This window comes from Streptomyces sp. NPDC015125 (assembly GCF_043080045.1).
GTDB lineage: Bacteria > Actinomycetota > Actinomycetes > Streptomycetales > Streptomycetaceae > Streptomyces.
Map to the genome: position 1 here is coordinate 227,834 of NZ_JBIBVF010000005.1, position 26,204 is coordinate 254,037.

The 26,204-nt window shown below is 69.0% G+C and carries 28 protein-coding genes and 3 pseudogenes; 17 read left to right on the forward strand and 14 right to left on the reverse strand.

All coding sequences use genetic code 11. From position 1 onward, the window contains the following. Positions 1-48: 48 nt before the first annotated feature. Positions 49-891, reverse strand: a complete 843-nt coding sequence (locus ACF088_RS15235) for a GNAT family N-acetyltransferase (protein ID WP_392376238.1) — start codon at positions 889-891, stop codon at positions 49-51. 438 nt (positions 892-1,329) lie between these two features. Here ACF088_RS15235 and ACF088_RS15240 point away from each other — a divergent pair, with 438 nt between their 5' ends. After that, positions 1,330-1,563 carry a hypothetical protein gene (locus tag ACF088_RS15240; protein ID WP_392376239.1) on the forward strand — a complete coding sequence of 78 codons (234 nt, stop codon included), beginning with the start codon at positions 1,330-1,332 and terminating at the stop codon, positions 1,561-1,563. A 237-nt stretch (positions 1,564-1,800) separates the two neighbouring features. Here ACF088_RS15240 and ACF088_RS15245 read toward each other — a convergent pair whose 3' ends face one another. Beyond that, positions 1,801-2,337 carry a helix-turn-helix domain-containing protein gene (locus ACF088_RS15245; RefSeq protein WP_392376240.1) on the reverse strand — a complete coding sequence of 179 codons (537 nt, stop codon included), beginning with the start codon at positions 2,335-2,337 and terminating at the stop codon, positions 1,801-1,803. Positions 2,338-2,403: 66 nt separating this feature from the next. Between ACF088_RS15245 and ACF088_RS15250 the strand changes: the two genes are divergently transcribed. Continuing rightward, positions 2,404-3,276, forward strand: a complete 873-nt coding sequence (locus ACF088_RS15250) for an alpha/beta fold hydrolase (protein WP_392376241.1) — start codon at positions 2,404-2,406, stop codon at positions 3,274-3,276. 266 nt (positions 3,277-3,542) lie between these two features. Here ACF088_RS15250 and ACF088_RS15255 read toward each other — a convergent pair whose 3' ends face one another. Beyond that, positions 3,543-3,773 carry a DUF6296 family protein gene (locus ACF088_RS15255; RefSeq protein WP_392376242.1) on the reverse strand — a complete coding sequence of 77 codons (231 nt, stop codon included), beginning with the start codon at positions 3,771-3,773 and terminating at the stop codon, positions 3,543-3,545. Positions 3,774-4,476: 703 nt separating this feature from the next. Between ACF088_RS15255 and ACF088_RS15260 the strand changes: the two genes are divergently transcribed. The 6 genes from ACF088_RS15260 to ACF088_RS15285 all read left to right on the forward strand — a co-directional run bounded on the left by ACF088_RS15260 (position 4,477) and on the right by ACF088_RS15285 (position 8,935). Continuing rightward, positions 4,477-4,854: a VOC family protein gene (locus ACF088_RS15260; RefSeq protein ID WP_392376243.1), complete on the forward strand. Its 378-nt coding sequence runs from the start codon at positions 4,477-4,479 to the stop codon at positions 4,852-4,854. Between the two features lie 865 nt (positions 4,855-5,719). Then, the gene (locus tag ACF088_RS15265; RefSeq protein ID WP_392376244.1) at positions 5,720-6,469 is read left to right on the forward strand and encodes a hypothetical protein; all 750 of its coding nucleotides are present in this window, start codon (positions 5,720-5,722) and stop codon (positions 6,467-6,469) included. Positions 6,470-6,770: 301 nt separating this feature from the next. Further along, entirely contained in the window at positions 6,771-7,310 is a 540-nt protein-coding gene (locus tag ACF088_RS15270; protein ID WP_392376245.1) for a methylated-DNA--[protein]-cysteine S-methyltransferase, read from the forward strand. 29 nt (positions 7,311-7,339) lie between these two features. Further along, positions 7,340-7,948, forward strand: a complete 609-nt coding sequence (locus ACF088_RS15275; RefSeq protein ID WP_392376246.1) for a hypothetical protein — start codon at positions 7,340-7,342, stop codon at positions 7,946-7,948. Beyond that, positions 7,945-8,673 (forward strand): alpha-ketoglutarate-dependent dioxygenase AlkB family protein, encoded by a 729-nt coding sequence (locus ACF088_RS15280; protein WP_392376247.1) that lies wholly within the window; start codon positions 7,945-7,947, stop codon positions 8,671-8,673. The genes ACF088_RS15275 and ACF088_RS15280 overlap by 4 nt, the downstream gene beginning before the upstream one ends. A 28-nt stretch (positions 8,674-8,701) precedes the next feature. Next, positions 8,702-8,935, forward strand: coding sequence for a DUF2277 domain-containing protein (locus tag ACF088_RS15285; protein WP_392376248.1), 234 nt, complete (start codon positions 8,702-8,704; stop codon positions 8,933-8,935). Between the two features lie 265 nt (positions 8,936-9,200). Here ACF088_RS15285 and ACF088_RS15290 read toward each other — a convergent pair whose 3' ends face one another. Next, positions 9,201-9,818 (reverse strand): flavin reductase family protein, encoded by a 618-nt coding sequence (locus tag ACF088_RS15290; protein WP_392376249.1) that lies wholly within the window; start codon positions 9,816-9,818, stop codon positions 9,201-9,203. Between the two features lie 531 nt (positions 9,819-10,349). Between ACF088_RS15290 and ACF088_RS15295 the strand changes: the two genes are divergently transcribed. Next, positions 10,350-10,979, forward strand: coding sequence for a recombinase family protein (locus tag ACF088_RS15295; RefSeq protein ID WP_392376250.1), 630 nt, complete (start codon positions 10,350-10,352; stop codon positions 10,977-10,979). A gap of 66 nt (positions 10,980-11,045) precedes the next feature. Here the strand turns inward: ACF088_RS15295 and ACF088_RS15300 are convergent, their stop codons facing one another. After that, on the reverse strand, positions 11,046-12,344 hold the full coding sequence (locus ACF088_RS15300) for an amidohydrolase family protein (protein WP_392376251.1): 1,299 nt from the start codon (positions 12,342-12,344) through the stop codon (positions 11,046-11,048). A gap of 103 nt (positions 12,345-12,447) precedes the next feature. Here ACF088_RS15300 and ACF088_RS15305 point away from each other — a divergent pair, with 103 nt between their 5' ends. Beyond that, a complete protein-coding gene (locus ACF088_RS15305; RefSeq protein WP_392376355.1) occupies positions 12,448-12,885 on the forward strand; it encodes a MarR family winged helix-turn-helix transcriptional regulator in 438 nt (145 codons plus the stop codon). Positions 12,886-12,918: 33 nt separating this feature from the next. Next, positions 12,919-13,473, forward strand: coding sequence for a hypothetical protein (locus tag ACF088_RS15310; RefSeq protein WP_392376252.1), 555 nt, complete (start codon positions 12,919-12,921; stop codon positions 13,471-13,473). 677 nt (positions 13,474-14,150) lie between these two features. Here ACF088_RS15310 and ACF088_RS15315 read toward each other — a convergent pair. Next, entirely contained in the window at positions 14,151-14,831 is a 681-nt protein-coding gene (locus ACF088_RS15315) for a TetR/AcrR family transcriptional regulator (RefSeq protein WP_392376253.1), read from the reverse strand. Between the two features lie 154 nt (positions 14,832-14,985). Here ACF088_RS15315 and ACF088_RS15320 point away from each other — a divergent pair, with 154 nt between their 5' ends. The 3 genes and pseudogenes from ACF088_RS15320 to ACF088_RS15330 all read left to right on the forward strand — a co-directional run. Next, on the forward strand, positions 14,986-15,912 hold the full coding sequence (locus ACF088_RS15320; RefSeq protein WP_392376254.1) for an NADP-dependent oxidoreductase: 927 nt from the start codon (positions 14,986-14,988) through the stop codon (positions 15,910-15,912). 421 nt (positions 15,913-16,333) lie between these two features. After that, positions 16,334-16,912, forward strand: coding sequence for a DUF6461 domain-containing protein (locus tag ACF088_RS15325; RefSeq protein ID WP_392376255.1), 579 nt, complete (start codon positions 16,334-16,336; stop codon positions 16,910-16,912). 786 nt (positions 16,913-17,698) lie between these two features. Then, positions 17,699-18,163: pseudogene (locus ACF088_RS15330) on the forward strand (GNAT family N-acetyltransferase); the annotation flags it as partial. Positions 18,164-18,166: 3 nt separating this feature from the next. On the opposite strand, the pseudogene ACF088_RS15335 reads toward ACF088_RS15330, so the two are convergent. Next, positions 18,167-18,379, reverse strand: a pseudogene (locus ACF088_RS15335) (IS630 family transposase); the annotation flags it as partial. Positions 18,380-18,472: 93 nt separating this feature from the next. Between ACF088_RS15335 and ACF088_RS15340 the strand changes: the two are divergent. Next, a pseudogene (locus ACF088_RS15340) lies at positions 18,473-18,663 on the forward strand (DUF1059 domain-containing protein). Positions 18,664-18,792: 129 nt separating this feature from the next. Here the strand turns inward: ACF088_RS15340 and ACF088_RS15345 are convergent. From ACF088_RS15345 to ACF088_RS15365, 5 genes are read right to left on the reverse strand one after another with little or no spacing between them, the layout of a single operon-like run. Beyond that, positions 18,793-19,359, reverse strand: a complete 567-nt coding sequence (locus ACF088_RS15345) for a hypothetical protein (protein ID WP_392376256.1) — start codon at positions 19,357-19,359, stop codon at positions 18,793-18,795. After that, positions 19,356-20,753, reverse strand: coding sequence for a hypothetical protein (locus tag ACF088_RS15350; RefSeq protein WP_392376257.1), 1,398 nt, complete (start codon positions 20,751-20,753; stop codon positions 19,356-19,358). The genes ACF088_RS15345 and ACF088_RS15350 overlap by 4 nt, the downstream gene beginning before the upstream one ends. After that, a complete protein-coding gene (locus ACF088_RS15355) occupies positions 20,750-21,559 on the reverse strand; it encodes an ABC transporter ATP-binding protein (RefSeq protein ID WP_392376258.1) in 810 nt (269 codons plus the stop codon). Before ACF088_RS15355 ends, ACF088_RS15350 begins: the two co-directional genes overlap by 4 nt. A 32-nt stretch (positions 21,560-21,591) precedes the next feature. Beyond that, positions 21,592-22,416, reverse strand: coding sequence for a zf-HC2 domain-containing protein (locus tag ACF088_RS15360; RefSeq protein ID WP_392376259.1), 825 nt, complete (start codon positions 22,414-22,416; stop codon positions 21,592-21,594). Further along, positions 22,413-22,973 carry an RNA polymerase sigma factor gene (locus ACF088_RS15365; RefSeq protein ID WP_026169289.1) on the reverse strand — a complete coding sequence of 187 codons (561 nt, stop codon included), beginning with the start codon at positions 22,971-22,973 and terminating at the stop codon, positions 22,413-22,415. Before ACF088_RS15365 ends, ACF088_RS15360 begins: the two co-directional genes overlap by 4 nt. A gap of 67 nt (positions 22,974-23,040) precedes the next feature. Between ACF088_RS15365 and ACF088_RS15370 the strand changes: the two genes are divergently transcribed. Next, on the forward strand, positions 23,041-23,256 hold the full coding sequence (locus ACF088_RS15370; protein ID WP_392376260.1) for a hypothetical protein: 216 nt from the start codon (positions 23,041-23,043) through the stop codon (positions 23,254-23,256). A gap of 155 nt (positions 23,257-23,411) precedes the next feature. On the opposite strand, the gene ACF088_RS15375 is transcribed toward ACF088_RS15370, so the two are convergent. Together ACF088_RS15375 and ACF088_RS15380 are read right to left on the reverse strand one after the other, a co-directional pair. Next, entirely contained in the window at positions 23,412-23,690 is a 279-nt protein-coding gene (locus ACF088_RS15375; protein ID WP_392376261.1) for an FMN-binding negative transcriptional regulator, read from the reverse strand. 481 nt (positions 23,691-24,171) lie between these two features. Then, entirely contained in the window at positions 24,172-24,765 is a 594-nt protein-coding gene (locus ACF088_RS15380; protein ID WP_392376262.1) for a TetR/AcrR family transcriptional regulator, read from the reverse strand. Positions 24,766-24,857: 92 nt separating this feature from the next. Here ACF088_RS15380 and ACF088_RS15385 point away from each other — a divergent pair, with 92 nt between their 5' ends. Then, positions 24,858-26,078, forward strand: coding sequence for an alpha/beta hydrolase family protein (locus ACF088_RS15385; protein WP_392376263.1), 1,221 nt, complete (start codon positions 24,858-24,860; stop codon positions 26,076-26,078). The last annotated feature ends 126 nt before the right edge of the window (positions 26,079-26,204 follow it).

Below are 26,204 nucleotides of genomic sequence, written 5' to 3' on the forward strand. Positions count from 1 at the left end.
CGGCCGTCGCGCAGCACAGCAGCACGGATGACGGAGCTCCGTGACCCGCTACTCGACGGGCTCGGCGATCATTGCGGTGGCCACGGAGCGGAAGCCGAGCCGGGCGTAGATCCGAGCGACATCATCGTCGCCCGCGGACAGAAAGAGGGTCTCGACGCCCCGTGATCGTGCATCGGCCACCAGCGCCGCGGTGACCGCGAGCCCCAGGCCACGACGGCGTGCGGCCGGCAGAGTTCCCACTCCGACGATCTCGCTGACCTTCCCGACCGGCTGATGCTGACCGGCACACAGCGCCCTGCCGCCCTCCACCGCGGCGGCAACGGATGTCAGACCGGCACGGATGCGTGCGGCCGAGCGTTCCACCGACCCGTCCCCGGCGCCGGCGCACACCGCCTCGGCCAGTTCCGCCATCCCGGCCACGCCGACTCCGGTCCCGGGCTCGGCGAAGGCCAGGTGAGGGACAGTCAGCGCACTGGGCAGCACCGGATCGTCCGGCCCGACGGTCCGCAGCACCACACCGCCGGCCACCTCGGGCACCTCCGGGGTCGGGACGTCCGGCCCCAGCAGCATCAAGGGATGTGCGTGCACGGAAAGCCCCGACTGCTCGACCGCGGCCCGCAGCCCGGGCGCGGTCTCGGCAACCCACTCGAAACTCTCCGGAATACCCAACTCCCGCTGCCGGACGCGCACCCGGTTCACCTCGGCAGCAGTCACCTCTCCCTGCCACCCCAACGCCGGGCGTGCATAGAACGGCCAGCCCTGCCCCTCCCGGACGAACAAGGTCAGCGCCCCGAAGTCCTCGGCCCGGGCTCCGGAGCGGGGGGCTGCGTCGTAGTACCCCTCAAGGCGTTCCAGCAGTTGATTACGATCGTCCAGCTCCAAGGAAGTCACGCCGCGCATCCAAACAGTCGGAGGCACACCGCTGCCACCGCATTACCGACCGCGTCACCAGACAGCGTTTCCCGAATGCGTCCACCCGACGGCGTTACCCGTCCGCGTTGACCGACCGCACTACGCCGCCGCATGACGTCCGGACGCAGGCCGCTCCGGACGGAACCGTGGACATCTGCACTGCCCCAGCAGCGAAATCGTGCACCAGGCCGTACGGGTGGGGGTTGGAATGGGGGTTGGAATGGGGGTTGGAATGGGGGTTGAGGTCAGGGTGGGGGGGGTGGGGTGAGGAACTTTGAGGACGATCCGGGTTGGGAAGGACAGGTCCGCCAACTCCCCTATCGCCACAAATTATTGGGTCGCAGCGAGGTTTGAACTCACGGCAGGTAGGCTGACGTGGTGTCGCGTAGCGAGTTAGAACGATTGGCCAGGATCCGGATGCAGATCACCGGTGAGACGCTCGAACGCGCCATGGCCGTACTCGAAGGTCAGACGACTTCCCCCACGCTGCCATCCGCATCCGACGCCGCGCCCGATCGCGCCGAAAGCGGCGAGGTCAGCGAGGCCGAGACGGACAGCGAAGGCGCTGCCGGCAACAGGGACAGCGAGGGCCGCGCAGCGCCCGAGGACCGACGGACACCTCCCAAACGTAACCACCTGCGGAGCCTCTGAGCCGAAGAGCCGATCCCGGCCCAGCCACCCGTGAGCGCCACGCGGGAGCGCCACACGTCCTTGCATGTGCGGCAAGCGCAGCGACGCATGGCAGGCGGTCGATTACCGAAGGCGTCCACCGCTGCCATCGCCACTGCGTCCACCACTGCATTCACCACCGCATCCACCGCCAGGCACTGGCCGGTCGATCACGGTGGTGGCGTGCGACTCTCGGCTCCCACGGCGCATCGCGCTCCGTCAGGGCGCCGGCGGCTCGGCGGGGAACAGGATGGGGCTGAGGAGGTAGGGCGCGCGGCCGGGGATGGGCTCGTTGCCGAGGGAGGGCTGCACGGCCTCGATCAGCTTCCCGAGGAGCCCGGTGAGTTCGTCCGGGCTGAGCCAGAGTGTGCCCTGACGGTAGGAGACCGAGTCGCCGACCGGGTTCGCGCCGTCGCGGTCGAGGTAGGCGTTGAATTCGGCGATGAGGACGGCCATGGCGGCCGCGAAGCCACGGCGGTGGTCCTCCAGGGACATGGCCGCGGCGGCGTCGCCGTCGATCGAGGGGCGGTCCTTGCGCAGCCGGTACCGGCGCTCGACCGCGCCGCGCACGCGGTGCTCCTCGGCCACTTCGAAGAAGCCGGCCTCCACCAGCAGGGCGACATGCCGGTAAACGGTCACTTTCGATACCTGGGGCATCCGGGCGCACAGCTCACCCGTGGTGAGCTCAAGCCCGCCGGACAGAGCGTGAACCATACGCAGGCGAACCGGATGGAGAAGGAGATCAACAGTATCCACACCACTACTCTTTCACGAGTGATACCGTTATCGAAATTGAAATCGTTAGCCTGCGGAGGGGCTGAGATGAGGCAGACGACGGGGCGAGCGATGTCCGTGAACGGGCGGTCGGTCCATGTGGAGGAGTCCGGCCGGGGCACCGACTTCGTCGCCTTCGAGGCCGGTGGGGGCTTGGGGCGGACCTGCTGGGATGCGGTGGTGCCGCTGCTGGCCGACCGGGCTCGGCTGGTGACCTACGACCGCGCCGGGTTCGGTCGCAGCAGCCGGACCACGCAGCAGTTGACAGTCGACGACATGGCTGCCGACCTGGTCGCGCTGGTCGACGCGGTGGTACCGGAGCGGGCCCCGCTGGTTCTTGTTGCGCACAGCATGGGCGGGCTGGTCGCCCGTCGCGCCGTGGAGAACCTGGGACCACGACCACGGGGCCTGTTGCTGCTCGACCCGACACCGGAGCGTGCGCCCGTCTACGACACGTACGACCGGACCGTTGCCAACGTCGACCGCGTCATGGGCGTGGCACAGGCGCTGGTCCGGTTCCGCCCACTGGCCCGCCTGGTCAGCGGAAACGTCCGCCGCGTCTTCCCCGCGGACACCTACGCGACCATGCTCGCCGAGGGCTTCGTCCCGGCCGGCATCGCGCAGACGAGGAAGGAGTTCAAAGCCGCAGCCGCGGCCATCCCCCGGTTCCGCGCCGAGCCGCCCGGCTCCCCGACCTGTCCGACGGTCCTGCTCTCGGCATCCCGTCCCGTGAAGGGCCGGGAACAGCAGCACGCCGTCATCGCCGAACACCAACGACGCTGGACCGAGACGCTGCCGGACGGGCGCTTCGAAGAGGTCGACTCGGGGCACTTCATCCAGGCCGAGCAGCCGGCGATCGTCGCGGACAGGGTCACGCACCTCCTCGACCGGACACCGGACCGGCGTACCCCCTCAGACTGACGGCTCCCCACCGCCCACCGCCCACCGCCCAGACGAAGCACCGGGCGGCGCCCACGCTGTCGTCCCCACCCGGCCTCCTCCTCCGCGCCAGGCTTCTCCGTGCCAGGCAGGCTCTACCGGGCACGCCCCGCGAGCCCCCTGACCGGAAGGGTCCGGGCCCTCTACCCGGAACGGCGCGGAGCGCAATCACATACACACATAGCGTGATATCCCTCGCCCTGCGAACGTGTGCCCGGGGACATCAGCCGGGCGAAATCCCTCAAACCTCATGGAGTCAGGGGTCGCGCCAGGAGCGGCGTCTTGAGCATCTGATGCCCCCCGCTGGCCAGCATGCGGACTTCACCCCGGTCACTGATCTCCGCGCGTACGATCCCCGACTCGTCCTCGTAGACCGGATAGCCGCCCGCTCCTGCGCGCTCGGTACGACGCACAATCACCACGTCATCCTCGACGGCAGGTGCTTGAAATACCAGCTCATAGCATTCCGCGTAATCCATCGGGGCCTCCCGACACGACTCGGCAGGTGCTCCGGGCGTCGCTCCCCCACCGCCGCTGCACCTCGGCCCTTCCATCGTCACCCACACCCGCCCGGCGCGCCTGAGGAGGACACCGAGATGACCGGAACCCATGTCGGCGTGCGGGACGGAATCCACGCGGAGCGGAATCCAGCGGGACGCAATCCATGCGGGACGGAATCCTTGCGGAGTGGAATCCTTGCGGAGTGGAATCCTTGGGAATCCATGCGCCGGCACATCTGACCTCGCCATCCGGGCTTGAGATCAAGGTCGTACCAGCGGCGTCGCGCCCCACGCGAGGCCGAGGCCGAGGCCGACCGGATGCGTGGGCCCCGCTCCCGTGCGCTGTCACGGGAGCGGGGCAGGTCCGAGAAGCGCCAGCAGCTCGGATAGTTACGAGAGCCACGGTAGGGGGCACCACTGACAACGGCGGGTCCGGCGGAGTCAACGGGGAGGACGGGGACAGCCACCTCGCCCGGGAACGGTGGGGCGGCGACGGCTTGCGCATGCGGCGACGCCGAGGATGTGGCCACGGCACCAACCACGGCGACGGACTTCAGACCTCACCCGATCGGGGTAGCGCCCGCCCGGCCACGGTGCGATCCTCGTCGGCCTGGGCAGGCCACGAACACAGGGCCGAGCCGTACGGACAGGTGCAGGTGCAGGTGGCTCGAAGGGGGCAGGGGTGGCGGGAAAGCCTTGGTTTTCGCTTGCGACGGTGGTTCTGGATTGCCCGGATGCCCATGCGCTTGCCGAGTTCTATCAGCGACTCCTCAACTGGGAAGTGAAATCCAGTGAACCGGACTGGGTGCTGCTCAGGCGCCCGGACGGAGGCATGGGGATCTCGTTCCAGTCCGAGCCTGGGTATCGGGCCCCCGTATGGCCGGAACGGCCCCAGGAGCAGCAGAAGATGCTGCATCTCGACATCCGGGTCGATGACCTTGCAGAGGCCGAGGCGTATGCCGTGGCAGCGGGTGCGTCACGCGCCGAATGCCAGCCGCAGGACGATGTTCGGGTGCTTTTTGACCCGGCGGGGCATCCGTTCTGCCTCTTCCTTCATTGAAGGAGGGAGCTGTCGGCCTGTTGGGCCTGTTGGGCCTGTTGGGCCTGTTGGGCCTGTTGGGCCTGTTGGGCCTGTTGGGCCTGTTGGGCCTGTTGGGCCTGTTGGGCCTGTTGAATGGTGCCGGCCTGGAGCAGGAGTACGGGCTTCCTTCGTAACCAGGGCGACCGCAGAGCGTGTGGGAAGGGACACATACAGGAAGCGAGGGCGGAGGGAAACGCCGACTGTCCTTGCTGGTCAGGAAGTTGAGATGGCTGAGAGGCAACGGCCGGGGCACCCACTGCGGGCGGGGGTGCGTCGCGCGCGGGTCTGCGTTGTCAGTGTCTGCCCCTAGCATGGCTCATATGTCCCCAACTCCTTCTGCCCCTACGGGTACGCCCGTTCCTGCTTCCGAGGCGAATGAATCGATCCGGCGATTCGTACGCGCCCGTCGCGGTATGGCGTGGTCGGCTCAGGACATGGCGGAGTATGCGGTGCTGCTGGAGATCTGGACACTGGCGGTGCGCTCGGAGGTCGTCGAGGCTGCGTAGCCCCACCCACGGCCAATGCGACGGCCTGTGCCCGGCCTTCCTGGTCCCTGGTTCCTCGTTCCTGGTCCCTGGTTCCTGGTTCCTGGTTCCTCGTTCCTGGTTCCTGACTTCTGCCTCCTGGCTCGTTGGCTTCTGGCTTCCCCTGGGCAGCAGCTGTCCGTGACGCCGCCCGAAGGGCGGTTGCCGGTGAACAAGCGGATGCCAAGGCTGCGTTAGTGGTGCGTTAGTAGATCGGCAGCGGCCGGCACCACGCTGGAGCGCGTCCCGCTGACGAAGGCGGCACCCACGCCATGTCCGCCAAAGCCCATGGCCGAAAGCAACGCGCAGAAAGAGGACTCATGTCCTGGAACAAGGCCTCCGAGGGCGACGCAGACGCCAACGGCACCGTCACGTCCACGTCCCTCACCACCGTAGGCTCCGCTTTACACCGTGGGCGCCGGATCGCTGCCGCTTCGCTGGTCGCCCTTGCTGCGCTCTCGTTGACCGCCTGCGGCAGCGGCGGTGACGACACGAAGGCGAGCACCAAGGTCTCGTCGAGGCCCAATCCCGAGGATCTGGCCAAAGAGGCAGCAGCACTCGGCAACGCAGCGGCCGAACCGGGGACCAAGGACAAGTCGGCACCGAGCCCGAAGACATCTGACGCCGGGAAGAGCAACGACGACGGCTCCGGGGCAGGTGGCGGCAAGGCCAGTCACGACAGCGGGACGAGCGGCAGCAGCGGCACAGGCAGCACGAGTGGTACCGGCTCGGGCTCGGGCTCGGCGGCCGGTACCGGATCTGCGCCCCATGGCAAGGGCGTCAGCGGCACCTGGAACGGCGTCCTCAAGTACGTGGCCCCCGGCAAGCTGACCGTGGCCCCGGCCTCCGGAAGCGAGCAGGCGTTCTTCGTCGGTGCGCAAACCAAGGCCTTGGGGGCTGCTGCCATGTGCGCATCGAACGGCAATGTCACTATCGACGCAGAGAGTTACGGAACCTCCCCCTGCACCGAAGCGCAGTTGGAGGAGGCTGCAAAGATGAACTCCCTCAACGTCCGGGTCATCATCGAGGGCGGCGTCGCGACGAAGGTCGTCGAGCACTACCACCCCTGAGCATCGAGGCTACGGCTACGGCCTCAACTCTCTTCGTGTACGGCGGGGGCGACACGCCGGTGGCCGGTGGCCGGTAGCCGGTGGCCGGTGTGCGGTAGGGATGGCGAACGATCGCCGGTGGCCTGTGGGTGATGGGGGATGGGGGATGGGTGATCGTGGGTATCGATGGGTGACTGGTGGGCTGCAGCCGACGGCTGTGGCTGACCGCGGCGCAATCGTGACGTCCGATTTCCGCCAGCCATGGCGCGGGCGACCCCGCACACTCGGGAAGTGAAAGCAATACACACGACCGAGGAGCGCCATGAACTCCCCCGCGGCGTCCACCGCCACCACCAGGTGCACCACCCTCGACAGCCCCCTGGGCGAGCTACTGCTCGTCGGCGAAGAATCGTCCACCGCGCCCGGCGGCACCGCTCTGGCCTCCCTCTCCATGCCTCAGCAGCGGGGCGCCGCCACCGTGCAGCCGCACTGGCGCCGCGACCCCCGCCCCTTCACCGAGGTCGTCCGCCGGCTCCGCGCCTACTTCGCCGGCGAGCTCTTCCGCTTCGATCTCGAGTTCCGCACCACCGGTACGGAATTCCAGGAGCGCGTCTGGCAGGCCCTCGAAACCATCCCGTACGGCACCACGACCACCTATGGCCGACTCGCCGAGGACCTCGGCGTACCGCGGGCCGACGTACCGGCCCTGGGGGCGGCGATCGGCGCGAATCCCCTGCTGATCCTGCGCCCTTGTCATCGTGTGATCGGCGCGGATGGCTCGATGCGCGGCTACGCGGCGGGGGTCGAACGCAAAACCGCGCTGCTCACGCACGAGGGCGCCCTCCAGCCGACGCTCATCTGAGCCCGGCCTCACCTGGCATCCCTTAGATCATGACTTCTCCCCTCATTTCCCCTGCGGAGGCGGCCGCATACGCCGAACTCCCCGCCCCCGCCCCGCACTGCGACGCCGAACTTGCCGCCCTGCTCAATCTGTTGACCACGCCCGCGGCTCGTATCGCCACGGTGGTCGTCGGGCACAGCCGGGACACCGCGTCGCGGTCGGCAGCGGCGGCGTTCGCCGAAGCCTGGCGTGCCCTCGGGAGGCTGCCGGTGCTCACCGCGGTCGACTGGCCGGAATCCGCCGCGTCCTGGCTCCGGGCAGCGCGTCGGTTCACGGCCGAGGAGCCGGACGCCTGGGTGGTGGCCGCCGCGCCGCTCGGCTGGGCCCAGATGAGCCGCCGGCTGCGTCACAGCACCGGCTGGGACCCGGCGCGCACCTACGGCTTCGCGGCTCTCGGGGACTCCCGCGTACCCGCCCTGGCCGGCCCGGCGACCCTGCAGGGCATGCGCGGTGCCGCCGCCGACGGCAGCACCTGGACCATCGACCGCGGCTGGGTCACCACCGCTGGGGCACCCACCGGCCACCGGCCCGACGGCCGACGGCTCCTCCCCGTGGCACGCTGTAATCAGCGAGCGATGAGGCAAGGCAGGAGTACATGAGCGCGCCACTTCCCGGCTTCGAGGGCTTCGGAGAACCAGAACCTGCGGACCCCAGAGGACGTGGTGGGACTGACGGGCCCGGCGGGCATGCCAGGCGGATCGCCCCCGGCGCCGTCCATGTCCCCGGCTGGCTGACCATGACCCAGCAACGCGAGCTCGTCACCGCCTGTCGCGACTGGGCGCGCGGCCCGGCCCCGATCCGGCACACCAAGCTGCCGCGCGGCGGGGTGATGTCCGTGCAGACCGTGTGCATCGGCTGGCACTGGCAGCCGTACGCGTACACCCGTACGGCCGATGACGTGAATGGCGTCCGAGTGGCCGAATTCCCTGACTGGCTGGTCGAGTTGGGCCGCCGGGCACTGATCGAGGCGTATCAGGACGCCGCCGCGGGCAACGGTTACACGCCGGATACCGCACTGATCAACTTCTATGACGGCCAGGCGAAGCTCGGCATGCACCAGGACAAGGAAGAGCGCTCCGGCGCGCCGGTGGTCTCCCTCAGCATCGGCGACACCTGCGTCTTCCGGTTCGGCAATACCGAGACGCGCACCAAGCCGTACACCGACATCGAGCTGGCCTCCGGTGATCTCTTCGTCTTCGGGGGCCCGTCCCGCTTCGCGTACCACGGGGTGCCGAAGGTCAGGCCGGGCACCGGCGACCCCGCGTCCGGCCTGAGTGCCGGGCGCCTCAACATCACCATGCGGGTGACCGGACTCGACGGATAACCGCCGCACCGCGAGGCAGACTGGACTCATGTGCCGCAGCATCAAGACGCTCCGTCCGCCCATCACCCCCGAGGTCACCGACGAGGACGTCCGGGCCGCTGCCTTGCAGTACGTCCGCAAGGTCTCCGGATTCCGCGCCCCGGCCGCACACAACCGCGAGGTGTTCGACCAGGCCGTGGACGCCGTGGCCGCCGCGACCCGGGAACTCCTCGACGGCCTGCAGATCCGCGGCTCCGCCGCCCGCCGGCCCTCCCGTCCCTGAACCACCGCTCGACCACCAGCTGGCCACCTGGCCACCCGCCTGAATCACCGGCCCCATCACCGGCGACAGCACCATCGCCAGCCCTCGGCATGACGCCTCGTACCGCTGGGCGATCACACGGACACCGACCGTACGCAAAGGGTAGGGATAGGGGTTCCAACCCCCCGCGTACGCAATGCCCGCCCCCGAGCCACTCCCCTCCCCCGCTCCTGCGGGGCTCCCCCGCCCCGTTCCCTCCTGGGTCGTCCCCCGCGCTCCCCGGCCCTTAGCGTGCGCCGGCGGGCCCCTGCCAGTCCGCATGCCGGATACGGGAGATCTCCCGCACCCCGCCGACCGTGCCCCATTCGTCCTTGCCCAGTCGCGACAGGGGCTTCAGCCGGGCGATCTCGGGATGCCCGTCGACCAGCACGTCCTGCGAGACGGCCGCATGCACCACACGCCCGAACACAACGGTGGAATCTCCGATGCCCAGCGTGCTGTGCACCTCGCACTCCAGCGCCACCGGCGAGGCCGCCACCCGCCGAGGCTTGACTCGCAGGCTCGGCTCGACATCGATCCCTGCCGCCTCGAACTCGCTCACCCCGTGCGGGAAGTCGGTGCCCGTGTCGTTGACCTGCTCGAAGTACCCCTCCGGCGCAAGGTTGACGACGAACTCCCCGGTCGCCTCAATATTGCGCAGGGTGTCCTTGCGTCCGACGGAGCTGAACTGCACAACGGGCGGCGCAACGCTGGCGATCGTGAAGAAGGAATGGGGTGCGAGGTTGTGCGTCCCGTCCGCCGACATGGTCGACACCCAAGCGATGGGCCGCGGCACGACGACCGCGGTCAGCAGCTTGTAGAACTCGTTGCGGGACATGGCAGCGGGATCGAAGTCAGTGCGCATGCTGATCAGTATCCAGGTGCGTGGCCCCGGACCGTACAGCGGATCCACAAAATCACCAAACCCCTGAGTTCGGCGGAAAGTGCCCGGTATCGGAGCCACCCGAGCACCAGGAGCCGACACCGTGCCCACAGCAGCCCCCACCGTCTGGGAGGACTTCGAGGTCCCCGCCCATGCCCGCGGCGGACAAGTCACCCTCAACCTCCACGACCACACCTGCCGGCATACGCACCCAAACGCCCAGGTGCCTACCTGCGCATCTCCTCCGACCGCTTCGACCTCGAAGCCGGCGTCGACCGCCAGCTCGAAGACGCCCAAGACACCCGGGCCCGACTGCAATGGGGCCCCTTCGCCAAGATCTACCGAGAAAACGACACCTCGGCCTTCAAGAAGCGCAAGGTCGTCAAGCCGGACGGCTCCATCGACTGGACCGTCCTGCGCCCTGAGTTCCGCCAGCTCCTGGCCGACCTGGCCGACCTGGCCGACCTGGCCAACGGTGTCGACGGCCTGATCTTCTACGACCTCGGCCGGCCGGTGCACCAGCCCCGGGACCTCGAAGACCTCATCGACAACGTCGAGTACGTCAAGCACCCGGTCACCGGAGCCACCGGCGGCCGCATGAACCTCATCAACGACAGCGACCGCCACATGGCTCGCATGAGATGCGTGATGGCGCTCAAGTCCTCCGAGGACACCGCCCGCCGCGTCGCCCGCCAACACCTCTCCGCCGCCCAGAACGGACTCGCCCAGGGCCGCATCGCATATGGCTGGGTCCGCAAAGGCGAGCGCAAAGGGCAGCTGGTCCCGAACGAGGCCGATGCCGTCGTCCGGATCTTCCAGGACTTCATGTCGGGGGAATCGGCCTACAGCCTCGCCAAATCCTTCAACGTCGAAGGGATACAGCCTCCCGCTGCTCGCACCTGGCCCTCCACCATGGTCGCCAAAATGCTCCGTAATCCACGCTACGCAGGCATGGTCTCCTACTCCGGCAAACACCGGAGCCAGGCCGGAGCAGGGCCGACGCCGGGTGCGAAAGGTCCTTCGGGAAGCCGGTCGACCAACGACTTCAGCGCCTGGACGGCGTCCGACACAGCGGGCGCCGGCAGGTCCTTCGCATCGTCCAGCACCACGCGGTTGAACTCCTCGATCAGATCCCGGGCCTGACGCGCCAACTTCGCCGGATCCGTCTTCGCCGCCATCGCGACCAGAAGGCGCGGCTATCGGCCCGTGTCAGGCTCGGGGGTGGCTCTCATCCCAGCTTGGCCGCCCAGCCCGCAACGTCCCGATGTGGTGGGAACGGTCGACCAGGTGCGCGATGTCCACGTAGGGGTCGGCATCGAGCAACAGTGCATCGGCAGTGGATCCGACGGTGATCGTCCCCGGTGTCGTCGCCTGCTGACCGATCTTCTCGGCCGAATGCCGGGTACCGGCCGCCAGGACCGCGGGCAGCGGCAGGCCTGCCTTTGCCAGCAATTGCAGTTCTCGCAGCAGGGCGATGGGTGGCGAGGGCATCAGGATGGCCACGTCGCTGCCCGCGGTGATCTTCACTCCCGCGTCGTGCATCAGCGCCAGCGTGCGCATCGCATAGTCGAAACGGATGTGGGAGTCCTGCGCGGAATGCCGGGGGAACTGGCGCCCGTAGATCGGGCGGCTGGTGATCTGCGGGATGTCGTCGTGCGTGGCGAAACCATCATCGACCAACTGTTGCAAATAGCCGGCCGCGCCGTTGTGCGCGATCTGCTCCCAGGTGACCAGGGTGGGGCAGTAATAGGTGTTGGTCTCCGCCAGTAGTGCGGCGACGTCGCGGGCCTCTGCGGTACTACCGGGGTCCTGCGGCAGGAAAGCGTGTTCGATGCCGTCCGCGCCGGACGCCACCGCCTCCTCCAGATCGATGCGTTCGTGGACATGCACGAGTACCTTCTTGCCCTTCTCGTGCCCGGCCGCGACGATGGCTTTGAGGGCGTCGAGGGGCAGCTTGTCCGGGGCGCCGGGCTCGCCGTCGTAGATGCACTTGATGAAGTCGACCTGATCGGCCAGCTCCAGTGCTTGACGATAGGCGACGTCGGCATTGTCGGTCTGGTAGGCGATGGGGGCCCGTGCCGGATCGTCCAGGACCGGCCAGCCCTCCACACCGGTGAACACCGGCCCGGCGAAGAACAACCCGGCAGCGGCGTCGGTGGCCTTGTCGCAGTAGTCGCGGGCGGCGAGCTCGATCTCCAGTGGACCGCCGAGGTCGACGACGCTGGTCACCCCGGCATTCAGGAAGTCGGTGAGTAGCTGGGAGACGTACTTCGCCCGCTCGTTCTCGGGCTTGGAGTAGGCGTGTCCACCCAGATGAGTGTGGCTCTCCCACAGGCCCGGCACCAGGTAGCCACCCCGCCCGTCGAGCACGGGAGCGCCACCGGTCGCTGCCCGCGCGTCGACCGCCGGCCGGATGGCGCTGAACCGTCCGTCGGTCACCACCACTTCGGCATCGGCGATGGGGGCGGCCTCCTGCCCGTCGATGACGGTCACGTTGCGAATGATCACGGACATCTCCTTGTTTGACACCCCGACTACATAGGGTCCTATGTATCAGACTGTATAGGCGCCTATGTAGTTGGTCAATAGGGGCCTATACACTTGACGCGTGATGCACTCCAGCTTCGGCTCCGCGCCCGCCGCGTTGATCAACATCGCCTCGCGTGCGCTGTCTCGGCTCAACGACCGGCGACTGCAGCCGCTGGGGTTGACTTTCGCGCAGATGCCCGTACTGGCGGCACTGAGCAAGGCCGACGCGCTCTCCCAGAAGGAATTGGCGGGGCTGGCCCGGATCGAGCAGCCGTCCATGGCCCAGCTGCTCGCCCGGATGGACCGTGACGGCCTCATCCGGCGCACCCCCGCCGAGCATGATCGACGGGTCAGCCTGATCTCACTGACCGAGACCGGACTGGCGAACCTCGCACAAGTGCGCTCGGCGTTGTTCGAGACCAACGATCAGGCTTTGCGAGGCTTCAGCGCCGAAGAAATCGATCTCCTTGTGGACCTGCTGAGAAGGCTTGTCGCCAATCTCGAGGAGAATCCAGCCTGACAGTGCGTCGGATGCCGCAGCAACTGGGCCCGCATGCACCGAGGATCGCGTGCCCGGCCACCGGTGGTGATCGGGCGGCAAGCGAAGTCGACGAGGTCTGGCGTCGACCGCGGCCTGCTGGTCGACCTGAGCGCGAACCCCGGCGGGACGCTGCACCACCCCGACCAGGTCGCGGAGGTCTGCCAGCGGCAGGACCTGGCGGCCCTGGTCGCCGCGGATACCCCGATCGGACCCGAGCAGGCCGCCACACGATGGCGGGTGCGCCGTGCCGACTTCGACCACATGGTGCGGCTCGGCTGGGTCCGCTCTCCCCAGTCAATCGAGGTCCGCATCGGCACCAGCCGGGCCGGGGCCGTCGCCCTCTACACCACAGCGTCCGTCGACGCGCTCGTCCCCGACCACCCCGAAATCGACTGGGAGCAGCTGCGCGCGGTGGCGAGGTGCGCCTTCGGCGTCGATGGCGACGAATGCCAGTCGGCCGGAGGCCACTTCGGCGACCAGGCCGGAGGCGTTCCAGCGTTTACGGTTCCTCAGATCGACGAGCCCGGTTGCGGTTGGCGAAGGGGAGCGTTCCGCGAAGCGCGGTAACCTCCGCGATCAGCTCCGCCTCGGCCTGTCTGTCTGTCTGTCTGTCGGACCGGCCACGGCATGCTAGGAGTTGAGCAGCATGCCACGGACTGAGCGTGCGTAGGGATCACGACTTATGGCAGCCCGTCTCGCAGGTTTTGGCGAAGAGTGCCCGGACTTCCTCCTCTGACAGCAAGGCTGCCTTGGTGCCTTCTCTTACGATCGGGCGCCTTTGCACGTTGTCTGTGCCAGACATCGGTAGCCACTGGCGATCGACATCCGCCGAGGTCGCCCTGATCGCTCAGCGCAAGCCCCGTTGCGGCTCGGCCGCGCCACCAGTCTCGAAGCCGAGGTACGGAACTCACCCTTCGGTTCCATCGCCCGCAGTCGGGCCTCGACGTCGGCAACGACCTGCCCCGATTCCTCGGTCATCCGTCCCTCCGTGTCAATGAGCGGGCAATTCATGACCATGACGGCGAGGCCGTCGAGATCCACGATCGTCGCCACCTCTGCGCGCTGACAAGAGTCGTACTGGGCGAAGTCGTCGCACGCTTCGACCAGCGCGTGTGTCGACGGTCTTCGGAGGCGGTTGGCGATCATGAGGCTCTGAGATGTCGAGCAGAAATGACGGCAGCGCCGGTGGTGGAGTCTGAGGAACATCCACGTCAGGGCGCGTGCCCCCTGGCGGACGCTGGCGGTCACCCCGTTCGATGCGGTGGCTTGTAGAGGTCGTCAAGGCGGAGTGGCGCGGGCTGGGGCAGGGGTGTGCCGTCCGTCGGCAGGCAGGACTGGAGGAAGTAGGCGAGCAGGCGGCGGGATGCGGCCATGGAGGCCGCCGGGGACTCTCGCGCGACGCCGTTGTTGGCCAGGAGCAGGAGGGTGACGTCGCTGGGGTCGAAGTCGTTGCGCAGTTGTCCGGTGTCCTTCGCACGCTGTACCAGCTGGGCGAGGCATGCCTCGGCGCGGGCACGCTCACGATCGACGTCGGGCGCGTCGGGGAATTGGGAGAGGAACGCGGCGCTGAACCCGCGGTCCTGGGCCTGCATCATGCACACCTTGGTGAGGACGTTGCGAAGTCCGCGCCAGGGATCGTCGTCCTGAAGGGCCTCGTCGAGGGCTGCGACGCACTGGCTGAGTTGTTCGGAGAACGCAGCGGCGATCAGCGAGCCGCGTGTCGGGAAGTGCCGGTAGAGAGTGGCGGCGCCCACGCCCGCTCTGCGGGCGATTGCGCTGGAAGATACGTCGGTGCCGTTGAGGGCGTACGCCTCGCGGGCGGCCTGGAGGAGCCGGGCGCGGTTGTGCCGGGCGTCGGCTCTCTGTCCGGGGGCGGGCGGGCCGGAGGCGGAGGGGGGCGAGTTCCGAGACAGTTGGCCAGGCATGTCTCCCACTTAATCACAAACGGAAGGGGTCGACCGTTTAGCGGGTTAGCGTGACTTGGTGCCGCGGTGCCCCGCGGTCACCGCTCTGCCGCAGAGGTGAGCGGCTACGAGTTCTCTTGCTGAACGACGTGCATGTGTACGGAGGTTGTTGTCCGTGTTTGCTGTGCAGTACCACCGCTATGGCGGTTCCGAGGTCCTTGGCGTCGAGGAGGTCGAAGAGCCACACGCCGGGCCAGGTCAGGTCCGCATCACGGTGCGTGCCACCGGAGTCACCCCTGCTGACTGGTACCTGCGCGCAGGGATGCTGCGGGACATCGCCACCGTGGACTTCCCCCACATACCCGGGATGGATGCCGCGGGAATTGTCGACGAGGTGGGAGAGGGGGTGACCGGCACCGCCGCGGGCGACGCGGTCTTCGGCCTCGTCCCCTTCGTGGATCAGGGAGGCGCCGCGGCCCAGTACGCCGTGCTGGAGGCATGGGCACCCAAGCCGCGCTCGTGGTCCTTCGAAGAAGCGGGCGGCGCCGCAGGCAACATCGACACAGCCACGCGCGTACTGGAGGCCCTGGGAGCCTGCGACGGCATGACGTTGCTGATCGAGGGCGCCGCCGGAGGCGTCGGCACCATCACCGCGCAACTCGCCCGGGCCCGCGGCCTCACCGTGATCGGCACCGCGAGCGAAGGCAACCACGGCTTCCTCGACCAGCTCGGCGTCGTACCGGTCGCCTACGGGGCGGAGCTGGCCGATCGCCTTGCCTCACTGGCTCCGCACGGTGTCGATGTGGTTCTGGACGCGGCCGGTAAGGGCTCTCTTGCCGAACTGGTGGCCATCGCCGGCGACCCGCACCGCGTGGTGACCATCGCAGACTTCGACGCCTACCGGCACGGAGTGCGGTACCTCCGCTCCGAAGCCGGCGAGTCGCCGGGCTGGGCAGGACTGCCGCTGGCGGCCGACCTCGCCGACCACGGCCGCCTCACCGTCCCGCTGCACGCCGTGTTCCCGCTGAAGGAGGCCGCCACAGCTCATGACGTCAGCGCCACCGGCCACGCGCGCGGCAAAATCGTCCTCACCGTGCCCTGACATGGCGGACGATTCGGCCCGCAGCAAGGCGGCCACGGCCACACCCGGCAGGCTTCTTTCAGGATGCGGGAGGACAGCTTGCCTTCAGCGAACCACGGGTAGCGCTCGGGATGGACGGCCCGCCATTCCTTCTCCAGCGACGTCACAGACCAGGAACCTTGGTCGGATCGTCTCCGGTGATGCCGTAGGTCTTCTCCACCTCCTGCTGCGCCTTCATCCCCTGCTGCGAGGTGGGGGCACGTTCGAACCGAAGCCCCTGCTGATGACTCGCCCGACCAGCCTATGGACCACCACTGACAACCAGACCGCCAGCAACACCACTTGAGGAACGCAGAGATTCGCTATCGAAACCCCAGCAGATAGCAGCCCCACACCACCTGGGCACACTGACCAACGAACCCGCGTAGAAAAGCCCCACACCGTGGACCTGGACGAGATGTTCGGCGAAGGCTGGTGCGTAACCCTCGCCCCCCACCCACTCACCGAAACCCTCCATCTCATGGGCGTCGCCAACCCCGTCCCCTGCCCCGAGGGCCTGAACCAAGCCGCAGACTTCCTCCAAGAGCACCAGGGCGACGGCGCCTTCATCCTCGGCCGCGAAATGCCCGGCGGCTGGACCCTCACCATCGAATTCGAAAGCTCGATCGGCTTCGCTAACGATGTCCTGCGCACCCTCGCCGCCGACGGCCGCACCGCCATCAGCGCCTACCGCGACCCCGACACGAGGACGGCCACCATCGCCCACAACGGCGCCATCCTCGGCCGCCTCGAACTGTCCGGTCGCTACTTCGACGGCCCCTCCGGCAACGTCGACACCGCCCACCGCGTCGTCCGCTCCCTCACCGCCGTCGGCTTCGACGCCTCCGACGACTGCGAGCCCACCGGTGAAGCCGACACCGAAGAGCCCGAAGGCTGCCTCATCCTCGCCGTACGTGTCCTGACCGGAGTCACCCTCACTGCAGCCGACTTCGAGGGCCCCTGGACCGGCGGCGTCTTCTGACCCGGGGCCTAAAACCATCTTGAGGTCATGGTGGAGATCGGGAACGCTCGATGAGCTGTTAGCCGAACACCGGGGCCGCGGGGGAAACCAGGCCCGACCGGAACCCCGGCAAACACAAGGGGGAAGAACCAACGCGTGTCGTTGCGAGGTATACCACGCGCCGAAGTCCGCTCGCGGCCCTCGTCGCCGGAGCCTTCATCATCCCCACCACCGCAGCCGCTTCTGACAGCGCACCCGAGGCCAAGCCGGCACCGGCCGAGCAGACCACCACCGGCATCAAGGACGCCCCCAACGGCATCCACATCAAGGTCGGCATCGACAAGGACAAGCTCGATGCCATCCGCACGGAAGCCAAGAAGGCCCGCGCCGAAGGGCGGAAGCCCAACTTCGCCAACGAGCCGCTCAAGATGGACAAGATCCTCAAGAACGGCAACAAGAACTGGGACGAATCCCTGGGCGAGGGAGAAAACGACGAATTCTACGTGCGCATCAGGTAACACTGCGCCCGAGCAAGACCGGGGCCCCCTTCACCGCACGGGCGGTGAAGGGGGCCCCTTCGTCCGTACACGCCTGGTGCTCTGACCGGGAAGGTTCACCGGGGCGCGGCTAAGGTCGATGGGACGGGGCCGCAATCTGGCCGGGGTATGCATTAGCCGCTGCGAAAGCCGTTGGACACCTCCTGGACGCGCCACGAAGATTTCAGCTGTGTCAGACAAATCCGAGCGCCGGACCCCAGCCTCCACGAGGGGGGAGTCCGTGCGATTTGTTGAGTTGTCGAGCACGACCATGATCGCCTTACTGAAGGACGATCTGGCTCAAGCCAGTGCCGAAGCAGGTGTCGCTCTCACCGAGTACTTCGTCACCGACACGGCAAGGTGGGTGTGGCAGTACCGGGTCAATCAGCTGACCTCGGGCCCGGGTTGCGCGGGGTGGCTCACGCAGATCGTGGTAGCCGGGCCGGCAGGTGCCGTCGTGGGCTATGCCGGGTTCCATGGGCCGCCGGATGAGGCGGGCATGGTGGAGCTCGGCTATTCGGTGATCCCCGTCTACCGTCGTCAGGGCTACGCTAGAGCGATGCTGAGCGCATTGGTACGTCGGGCCGTTGCAGAAGCCCGAGTCAGGACCGTGCGGGTGACGATCAGTCCTGACAACACGGCATCCCTGGCCACGATTTCTGGACTTGACTTCGTCGAGGTCGGAGAGCAATGGGACGAGGAAGACCGCCTCGAACTCATATGTGAAGTACCTGTCTGTTCAAGCTGCTGCTGGAAGCGGTCGACCTCCCCAGCGGATACCTTTCTCGCTGCGGATGCAGGCGCGTTCCTTGCGCTGGGCGGCGAGCACGTCGGGGTGGCGGGCGTTGGCGTTGCGCCAGCGCAGGTAGGCATGCAGAGCCCGGGTCTGCGCGGGGTGGCTGCGGTGGTGGGAGTCGGCCAGGGTGAACTGCCGCAGCAGGCCGAAGTGGCTGCGCCCGTAAGTACGCCGCCCCGCGCCATACGGGATTCGCCGTATACGACCGGGGCCGCGACCGGCCGACACTGGGAGAGGAGGAGGTGCACCGTGCGGAAGAAGGTCGACTGCCGGGACTACCCGAGCGAGATGACCTGCACCTCGTCATCGCCGGCGAGGAGGAGGAAGTGGTCCGCGCCGCCGGCGAGCACGCCGTCTCCGTCCACGGCCACACGGACAGCCCGGAGCTGCGGGAGCAGATCAGGGCGGCACTGAAGGACGAGATTCCGCAGCACGCCTGAGGCACGGGCACGGACCCGCCGCCCCTGACCCGGGGCGGCGGTTGCGCGGTGCCCGGGCGTCGTCGCGGTGACTGAGCGCTTCAGCCGGCGAGCTTCGCCGGCTGAAGCGCTCGGCGCGGGGCGTGTCCGTTACCGTCTTGGTCCTGCGATGGCGTACACCACGGTGCCGCTCGCGAACAGGGCCCACGCGGTCCCGGTGGACGCCGTCGTGGCAGGGGAATAGATCATCCACATGACCACGTCTCCCGCGGTGCCGCCCGGAGACGGTCCGAAGAGGGTGAACGCGAGCCAGCCGGTCGGCAGGGTCCATGCGAACCGTGCCCCGCACAGCGCCGCCCCGAGCGCGGCCAGGCCGACCAGGCCCGCACTGTCCCGGACGACGACCTCGGCGGGGGCGAGCTGCACTCCCGCCGCCTGGACCGTCAACAGCGCCGCACCGGCGCACGCGCCGGCCAGCAGCACGTGCGCCGCCCGGCGGGGCACCCACCGGATCGCGGCCGTCCTCTCCAGCACGACGTCCCACCCACCGAGCCCGACGGAAGCGGCCGCCACGTTCGCGGTGAGGACCAGGACCGCCATCGCCTGATCCACCGGTCCTGGGCCGTGGAGGGCCCACACCGCCAGCGCGACGAGCGCGACCGCGGCGGCCGAGGCGGGCACCTGCCGTGAACGGGCGTGCAGGATCAGCCACCTCATCGCGTCGCCTTCCCCGCCAGCACCGCAAGCTGGTGGTCCGCCGCGCAGGAGAGGCCGGCGGTGTGCAGTTCGGCGATCCGCGAGCGCTGCTCGGCCGGTGACAGCGCCGTCAGCCTCTGCCAGGCGACGTCGGCGTCCGGCCAGATCGTGCGCAAGTACGCGTCGCTGCCCCTCTCCGCCAGCGGTTGGAGCCGGGAATCGTGCAGGGCCCAGCTCACGGCGACGCTCTGGACAGGGAGGTTGCCTTGCCCCCCGCCCTCCCAGTCGTCGTTCCCGTAACAGCTGGGTGCCAGCCCCTGGGCGATCAGCGCGCGGGTCAGTTTCTCACCTGTCGCATCGGCGAGCAGCCGGTCGTCGAAGTCGACCAGCACCACGTCGCCGGAGGGTTCGCGTTTGTCGGCGATCGCGCGCAGCCTGGTGTCCTCCCGCACCGCGTTCGGCGCCTTGTCGCCCAGGACCTCGTGCAGCACGCGCAGCGCCTCCTTGCCGCGCCGTGCGAGCTCGGGCAGGCGTGAGCGGTTTGCCTGCGTCACGCACACCGGTCCGTCGCAGACCAGGGCGGCGGCGGCCTTGTCGACGACGTAGGTGTCGCGTGCAGCGGCCGGGAGGACCAGCAGGGCCAGGGCCGCACCGGCCAGGACGGGGATCACCGCGAGCAGCCGGGCCCGGCGGGTCACGGCCGACAGCAGTGCGAAGCCGGTGGCGAGCAGGCCGAGCAGCCAGAGCGTCTGACCGAGGTGCACGGAGCCGGACAGGGTCAGCAGCATCTCCCGCGGCTCCGCGGTCACCGGGAGCAGCTGGGCGAGCCGGTTCGGCGCGATGCTCGACGGCAGTGTCTCGTCACTGTTCTGCTGTAGAAGGGCCGTCAGCATGAGGAAGAACAAGACCAGGCCCGGCGGGGTGAGCACGGAGGGCAGGGCTCGCGCGACGCCCATGCCGAACACGGCCCCCGCGACGAGGGCCAGCGCCGCCACGAGTGAGATCGGCAGCCAATCGAGCGGCGTGTAGGTGGTCCGGCCGAGGGCCACCTGGACCCCGCCCACGAGGACCAGGAGGCCGAAGCCCGACGCCAGCGCGAGCGCCATCGCACCGGCCGGCAGCGCCGCACGGCGCCAGGCCGGTCGCGGCACGGTCGTCAGCAGTTCGGCCATCCGCGAGCGGGGTTCGCGCAGCCCGTACACCGCTCCCGTGCCCACCGCGAGCGGCCACAAGAAGGTCAGCAGGGACCGGGTCCACAGGGCCATGGAGGTCCACTGGGCCGTCCACCCCGCGGTGCCCCTCCACCAGAGCCCGTCGTACAGACAGAAGATCGCCAGGCTGCCGCCCAGGACGACGATGCCGGGCCACGGGGCGACGGAGCGCTTCAGCTCGATGCGCAGAACACGTCCGGTCACCAGGCGCCTCCCCGCTGCCCGGAGTTGCGGAGCAGCGCCGAGTAGCCGCGCTCCAGGGGGCTGTCGCCCGGGAAATCGGTGCTGCCCGCCGCGGCCAGGTCCTCCGGCGTGCCCTGGAAGACGAGGCGGCCGTCGGCGAAGAGCACCACGTCGGAGCAGGCGGCCGCGACGTCCTCGACCAGGTGGGTGGAGACGACCACACAGGTGTCGCGGCCCAGTTCCTGGAGCAGCTCGCGAAAGCGCAGTCGCTGCGCCGGGTCCAGGCCGGCCGTCGGCTCGTCCAGCAGCAGCACCGCGGGGTCGTTGACGATGGCCTGGGCGATGCCGGCCCGCCGCACCATGCCGCCGGACAGGGTCTTCATCCGATGGTCGGCGCGGTCCGCCAGGCCCACCCGTTCCACGGCCCGCTGGACGGCCGCGGGGACGTCCGCCTTCGGGACCTCCTTCAACCAGGCCATGTACTCGACGAACTCGCGCACCGTGAAGCGCTTGTAGTAGCCGAATTCCTGCGGCAGGTAGCCGATCCGGCGACGCAGGGCCCGGTGGTCGACCATCCTGCCCAGGGAGGTGCCGAGCAGCTCCAGTTCGCCCTCGGTGGGGCGCAGCACGGTGGCCAGCGTCCGGATCAGGGTGGTCTTTCCCGCACCGTTGGGCCCCAGGAGGCCGTGGGTGCCGATGCCCAGGGAGAGGTCGAGCCCGTCGACGGCCATCTTCTTCCGTCCGACGCGTACTCTTAGGTCACTGGCCCGGATCTGCCAGGCGTAGGTTTTCGGCGCGGTGTCGGCTGCGCTCGTGGTGGGCGTCATGCGGTAGTCCCTTGCGAGGGTCGACGATGGTTTCACAGCGTTGAGTACGCATTTCTGCGGGCGATCACGGCGCCGATGCCGAGCGCCAAGAACAGCGTCCACGCGGGCAGTTGGTCCGGCTGTAGGACACGCTCCAGGTCCACGGGGCCGTGGTCGGTGGCCCACGCGAGTACCACGACGACGCCCCAGGCGCCCACCAGCCCGGTGGCGGCGCGGGTCACGCCGACCACGCTGCCCAGCGCCAGGGCGGTGGAGGTGAAGGCCAGGGAGGGCAGCAGCCACTGCGCGGCCGACATCGTTCCGGTCAGCCATCCCTCCACCACGAGCGCGGGCAGGACCACCAGGAGAACCGCCGCGGTGCGCCGGAGGAGCAGGGGCAGGCCGGCTCGGGCGGTCGAGGCCGTCAGTTCGTGCGCCGGGTCCAGGCCGCGCGACCACGATGCGGCGACACCGCACAGCGGCAGCACGGGTGCGATCGCCAACACGGGAGAGACGCCGCCGAGGAACATGGGCCGCGCCACTGCGTCCAGCAGCAGCGCCATCAGGGTGACGAGGACGGTCATGACCAACCACGGGGCCATGACCGGCGTCAGCCAGGCAGCGACCCCCCTCGGGCGGTGTCGCCGCGAGGGCGCCCTGACGGCCGCGTCCAACTGCGGTTCCAGACCGGCCCGGACGGTGTCGACGAGCGCGGCGATGCCGGGCGCCTCGGTGGCCACACAGGCCGCCAGGTGGCTCCGGCACAACGCGCAGGTCTCCAGATGGGCCTCCAACGCCCATACCGTGTCCGGGGCCATCGTCGCGTCACCACGTGCGTAGTCGTCGATCAACTGCCTCGACGCGTGTTCCCCGCTCATGTCAGCGCCTCCCGCATCGCGATCCGGGCCCGGCGGGCGCGGGTCTTGACCGTGCCTTCGGGCAGTCTGAGCAGGACGGCGGTCTCCCGGATGGAGAGCCCGTCGAGCACTGTGGCCCGTAGCACTTCTCGGAGTTCCGGCGCCAGCCGCCGCAGGGCGTCGCCGACGTCGCCGCCGACGGTCCCGGCGAGTGCCTCTTCCTCCGCCGCGGGCACCACCGCCCGCTCGGCGGCGGCGACCGGCGGTTCGGCGTGGTGGGCACGGCGCCGGAACGCGTCGACGAGGCGACGCGCCGCGATCGTCCACAGCCACCCGACGGCCGTCCCGCCGACCGCGCTCCCGGCGAACGCGCCGGCCGCGCGCCACACCGCCAGATAGGTCTCCTGCATGACCTCGGCGACGATCTGCTCGTCCGCGCAGCGGCGGCGCAACCGCACCGCCAGCCACGGCGAGGTGCGCCGGTACAACTCGTCGAACGCCCCGCGGTCACCTCTGGCCACCAGCCGGACAAGGCGTTCCTCGTCCAGTTCGTCCAGTGCTCTCCTGCGTGATCTCACACCAGCCAGACGCCCGGTGCGGCGCGCAGGTTCTGGATCTACTGTGAACTGAGTCACAGATGCCCGTATGTTCCTGCAGCCTGAGCACCGCGGAGCCTCGCGGGTGCAGGCCGCGTTCCGCGCCGCCTACCTCCTGCCCCCTGTCGCCTCGGTCGCGGTGGGCTCGGACGACGCAGAACACCTGCGTGAGCTGGTCGACGCACTGCACCGCAATGCCAACGAGGCGACAGTGCGCCAGTACCGGAAGCTGCTGCGCGACCACTCGCGTCGTCAACGGGCCTGAAGTTCGCCCACGATCCGTTCAGCCGCGATCCGGGCTGGCGCGAGCTTGGGATCAGCCTCGTCGGCCCAGCGGCCGACGACCTTCGTACAGTAGAACAGCGCCACGCTTTAGTCGGCCTGTGCAGCAGATGCTCACATGCTGCTCTGCCCCGTGGCTCATTCCGGGCCGGCAGCCGGGTGGCTACTGCCGTGCGGTGCCTCGTCCACGTTGCCCCCGAACTTGCACTCTCCGGTGACCTCGCTGATCGTCAGGCGCAGTGCGCGGATTTCCCGCAGCCGGTGGCTGCGTACGGAAGGGTCGGCGAGCTCGCTGTCCGGTTCGATGCGCCGTATCCGGTTGCGGAGCACGTCGAGTTCAACCTGCGGGGAATCGATCACCTCGGCAGTGCAGCAGAGTTGCACGGATGAGTAGTAGACCGTCGGAATCCTTCGCACCGGGTCTTCTTCGCCGATTGCTTTCCCTGGCCCGGGGATGTGTGTCCCAGTCGTCGGTCAGGCTCGGGAGGACATCTGGGTTTCGTGCACTGCGGCGAATACAGGCTGAGGTAACCGGCGATGTCACGTCGGGACTTGCCGTCCTTGATGCAGCGTTCGTAGCGGTCTTGGGTGCGCGGTCGCAACGCGGGCGAGTCTGCACGATCCGGAGCAGAGCGGCGTGGGTGGCCCCGGTGATCCAGTCGTCGCCGTACTTCGGGGCGAGGTCGGTGAGGTCAGAAGTTCGCTGAAGATGTGGGGGGTGTGCTCTCGGACCGCTGGGCCGGGGCCGGACTTGTTGGTTTGCAGGGGAACGAGGCCCGCGAGTACGGGCCGGCTCGGCGGCGGCCGGGAGGGCCGGGCCGAGTCCTGCGGCGACTGGACGGGCAGTTCCCGGCGGTGCACCGGGGGTGCGAGCGGACCGGTGGTTTGCGTCGGGGTCTCATCCTCCGGTGGCGGTGCGGAGGATGAGCAGGCGATCGACCAGTTCGTCGACGTAGGCGGGGGTGAGCGGGCCCGTTCCGAACAGGATGCGGAGGTACAGCGGGGACAGGATGAGGTCGAGCACCTGGAGGACATCTGGCGGGTGTTCGCCTCGGTCGCGGGCCCGGTCGAGCATGACCTGCAGTTGACGGGTGCGTTCGGCGAGGAACGCGTCGCGGGCCTCCAGGCCCGGCTGTCCCGAGTTGGACAGCGAGATGGCCAGGCGCAGTATCGCCGTCCCGTCCGGTCCGGCGACGTCGCGGGCGGCGGTGGCCGCGTAGGTGCGTAGGTCGCCCTCCAGGCTACCGGTGTCAGGGACGGGGGAAGTGGCGGCGAGCCGGGTGGCGGCCACGTCCGAGAGGAGGGCTTCCAGGTTTCCCCAGCGACGGTAGACGCTGGAGTCGGCCACGCCCGCACGGGCGGCGACATCGCCGACCGTGAAGTTCCCGTAGCCGCGATCGCCGACCAGGTCCGCGACTGCCTGATGCACTGTCGCGCGGACCCGGGCCGCACGGCCACCGGGCCGGCGGACCGGCTCCCTTTCCTTCTCCATGCCCTCACCTTAACGCAGCCGCCACTTGCGTTTTTCATCTCGGCGCTCCTACAGTCTCGCTAACGCAGTCAATCACTGCTTTAGGAGTTTCGATGAAGTCCCTGTTCTTCCCGCACAACCCTTCGTTCTGGTTCGAGACGCTGCGGTCCTTCGGCCACATCGCCTACGGCGGCGCCGACTTCGGCGAGGTCGTGGTGACCACCGAACGGATCACCGTCGACGACTACGACAGCTGGCACGACGAGTGGCTCGCCACCGCCGACCGGGTGGCCGATGAGGGACGTACGGCCCTGGCCGGCGGGCACCGCGTCAGCGCCCGCGACGCCTTCCTGCGGGCGTCGAACTACTACCGAAGCGCCGAGTTCTTCCTGCACGGCGACGCCACGGACCCGCGCATCCTGCACGCATACGACGCGTCGGTGAGGTGTTTCCGCCAGGCAGCCGCACTGTTCACCCCGGTTGTCGAGCCGGTGGAGATCCCTTACGAGGACACCACGCTGCCGGGGTACCTGTACCGCGCCGACGACTCGGGCACCGCCCGGCCGACCGTAGTCATGTTCAACGGATTCGACGGTACGGCCGAGGAAATGCACTTCGGCGGCGCCGCCGCGGCCGTCGAGCGCGGCTACCACGTCCTGTCCTTCGACGGCCCCGGCCAGCCGGGTACCCGCCACCACCACGGCCTGGTGTTCCGTCCCGACTGGGAGAACGTGGTCGGCCCCGTCCTCGACCACGCCCTCACCCGTCCCGAGGTCGATCCCGCCCGGATAGCCCTACTGGGCAACAGCATGGGCGGCCTGCTCGCACCGCGTGCCGCGGCCTTCGATCACCGACTCGCCGCCGTCATCGCCCTCGACGGCGTCTACGACCTGGGCGACATGGCCGCCGGCGCCCTGTCCCTCGACCGCGCCGAGGCCGAATGGAGGCTGCGCGCCGACCACGACCCCGAGCTCGACGCCGCCGTGGAGGCGGCCATCGCCGCCAGCCCCAAGATTCGCTGGCTCGTCGACCAGGGCATGTACGTCATGGGCGCCGAGACCCCGCGCGGGGTCTTCAGCACCTTCCTCGAATACCACCTGCGCGACGGCATCGCCCAGAAGATCACCTGCCCCACCCTGGTCTGCTCGGCCTCGGACGACGTGTTCTTCGAGGGCCAGCCCGAACTGCTCCACAAGCACCTGACCTGCCCGAAGACTCTGCTGGAGTTCACCGGCGCACTGGGCGCGGACGCGCACTGCCAGGCCGGCGCCCAGCGCCTGGCTTTCGCCCGTGTGTACGACTGGCTGGACGATGTCATGGCCGAAAACACCTGAGCCCGTCCCGTCGTTCCGGCGCGGGCCGCACCGGCCGAACGAGTCCTCTCAGCCGGGCCGGCCGGACGCTGCCTGCCCTTTGGCCGCCCGCAAACAAGGAATCCCGCACGGGTGGGCTGTTCCCGT

Bases quoted from the DNA above. Each gene is read 5' to 3' on its own strand.
- ACF088_RS15240 (WP_392376239.1), top strand. From the start codon at position 1,330: ATGCAGATCACCGGTGAGACGCTCGAACGCGCCATGGCCGTACTCGAA.
- ACF088_RS15250 (WP_392376241.1), top strand. From the start codon at position 2,404: ATGAGGCAGACGACGGGGCGAGCGATGTCCGTGAACGGGCGGTCGGTC.
- ACF088_RS15255 (WP_392376242.1), bottom strand. From the start codon at position 3,773: ATGGATTACGCGGAATGCTATGAGCTGGTATTTCAAGCACCTGCCGTC.
- ACF088_RS15265 (WP_392376244.1), top strand. From the start codon at position 5,720: ATGTCCTGGAACAAGGCCTCCGAGGGCGACGCAGACGCCAACGGCACC.
- ACF088_RS15270 (WP_392376245.1), top strand. From the start codon at position 6,771: ATGAACTCCCCCGCGGCGTCCACCGCCACCACCAGGTGCACCACCCTC.
- ACF088_RS15275 (WP_392376246.1), top strand. From the start codon at position 7,340: ATGACTTCTCCCCTCATTTCCCCTGCGGAGGCGGCCGCATACGCCGAA.
- ACF088_RS15280 (WP_392376247.1), top strand. From the start codon at position 7,945: ATGAGCGCGCCACTTCCCGGCTTCGAGGGCTTCGGAGAACCAGAACCT.
- ACF088_RS15285 (WP_392376248.1), top strand. From the start codon at position 8,702: ATGTGCCGCAGCATCAAGACGCTCCGTCCGCCCATCACCCCCGAGGTC.
- ACF088_RS15290 (WP_392376249.1), bottom strand. From the start codon at position 9,818: ATGCGCACTGACTTCGATCCCGCTGCCATGTCCCGCAACGAGTTCTAC.
- ACF088_RS15305 (WP_392376355.1), top strand. From the start codon at position 12,448: ATGCACTCCAGCTTCGGCTCCGCGCCCGCCGCGTTGATCAACATCGCC.
- ACF088_RS15310 (WP_392376252.1), top strand. From the start codon at position 12,919: ATGCACCGAGGATCGCGTGCCCGGCCACCGGTGGTGATCGGGCGGCAA.
- ACF088_RS15315 (WP_392376253.1), bottom strand. From the start codon at position 14,831: ATGCCTGGCCAACTGTCTCGGAACTCGCCCCCCTCCGCCTCCGGCCCG.
- ACF088_RS15345 (WP_392376256.1), bottom strand. From the start codon at position 19,359: ATGAGGTGGCTGATCCTGCACGCCCGTTCACGGCAGGTGCCCGCCTCG.
- ACF088_RS15355 (WP_392376258.1), bottom strand. From the start codon at position 21,559: ATGACGCCCACCACGAGCGCAGCCGACACCGCGCCGAAAACCTACGCC.
- ACF088_RS15360 (WP_392376259.1), bottom strand. From the start codon at position 22,416: ATGAGCGGGGAACACGCGTCGAGGCAGTTGATCGACGACTACGCACGT.
- ACF088_RS15370 (WP_392376260.1), top strand. From the start codon at position 23,041: ATGTTCCTGCAGCCTGAGCACCGCGGAGCCTCGCGGGTGCAGGCCGCG.
- ACF088_RS15380 (WP_392376262.1), bottom strand. From the start codon at position 24,765: ATGGAGAAGGAAAGGGAGCCGGTCCGCCGGCCCGGTGGCCGTGCGGCC.
- ACF088_RS15385 (WP_392376263.1), top strand. From the start codon at position 24,858: ATGAAGTCCCTGTTCTTCCCGCACAACCCTTCGTTCTGGTTCGAGACG.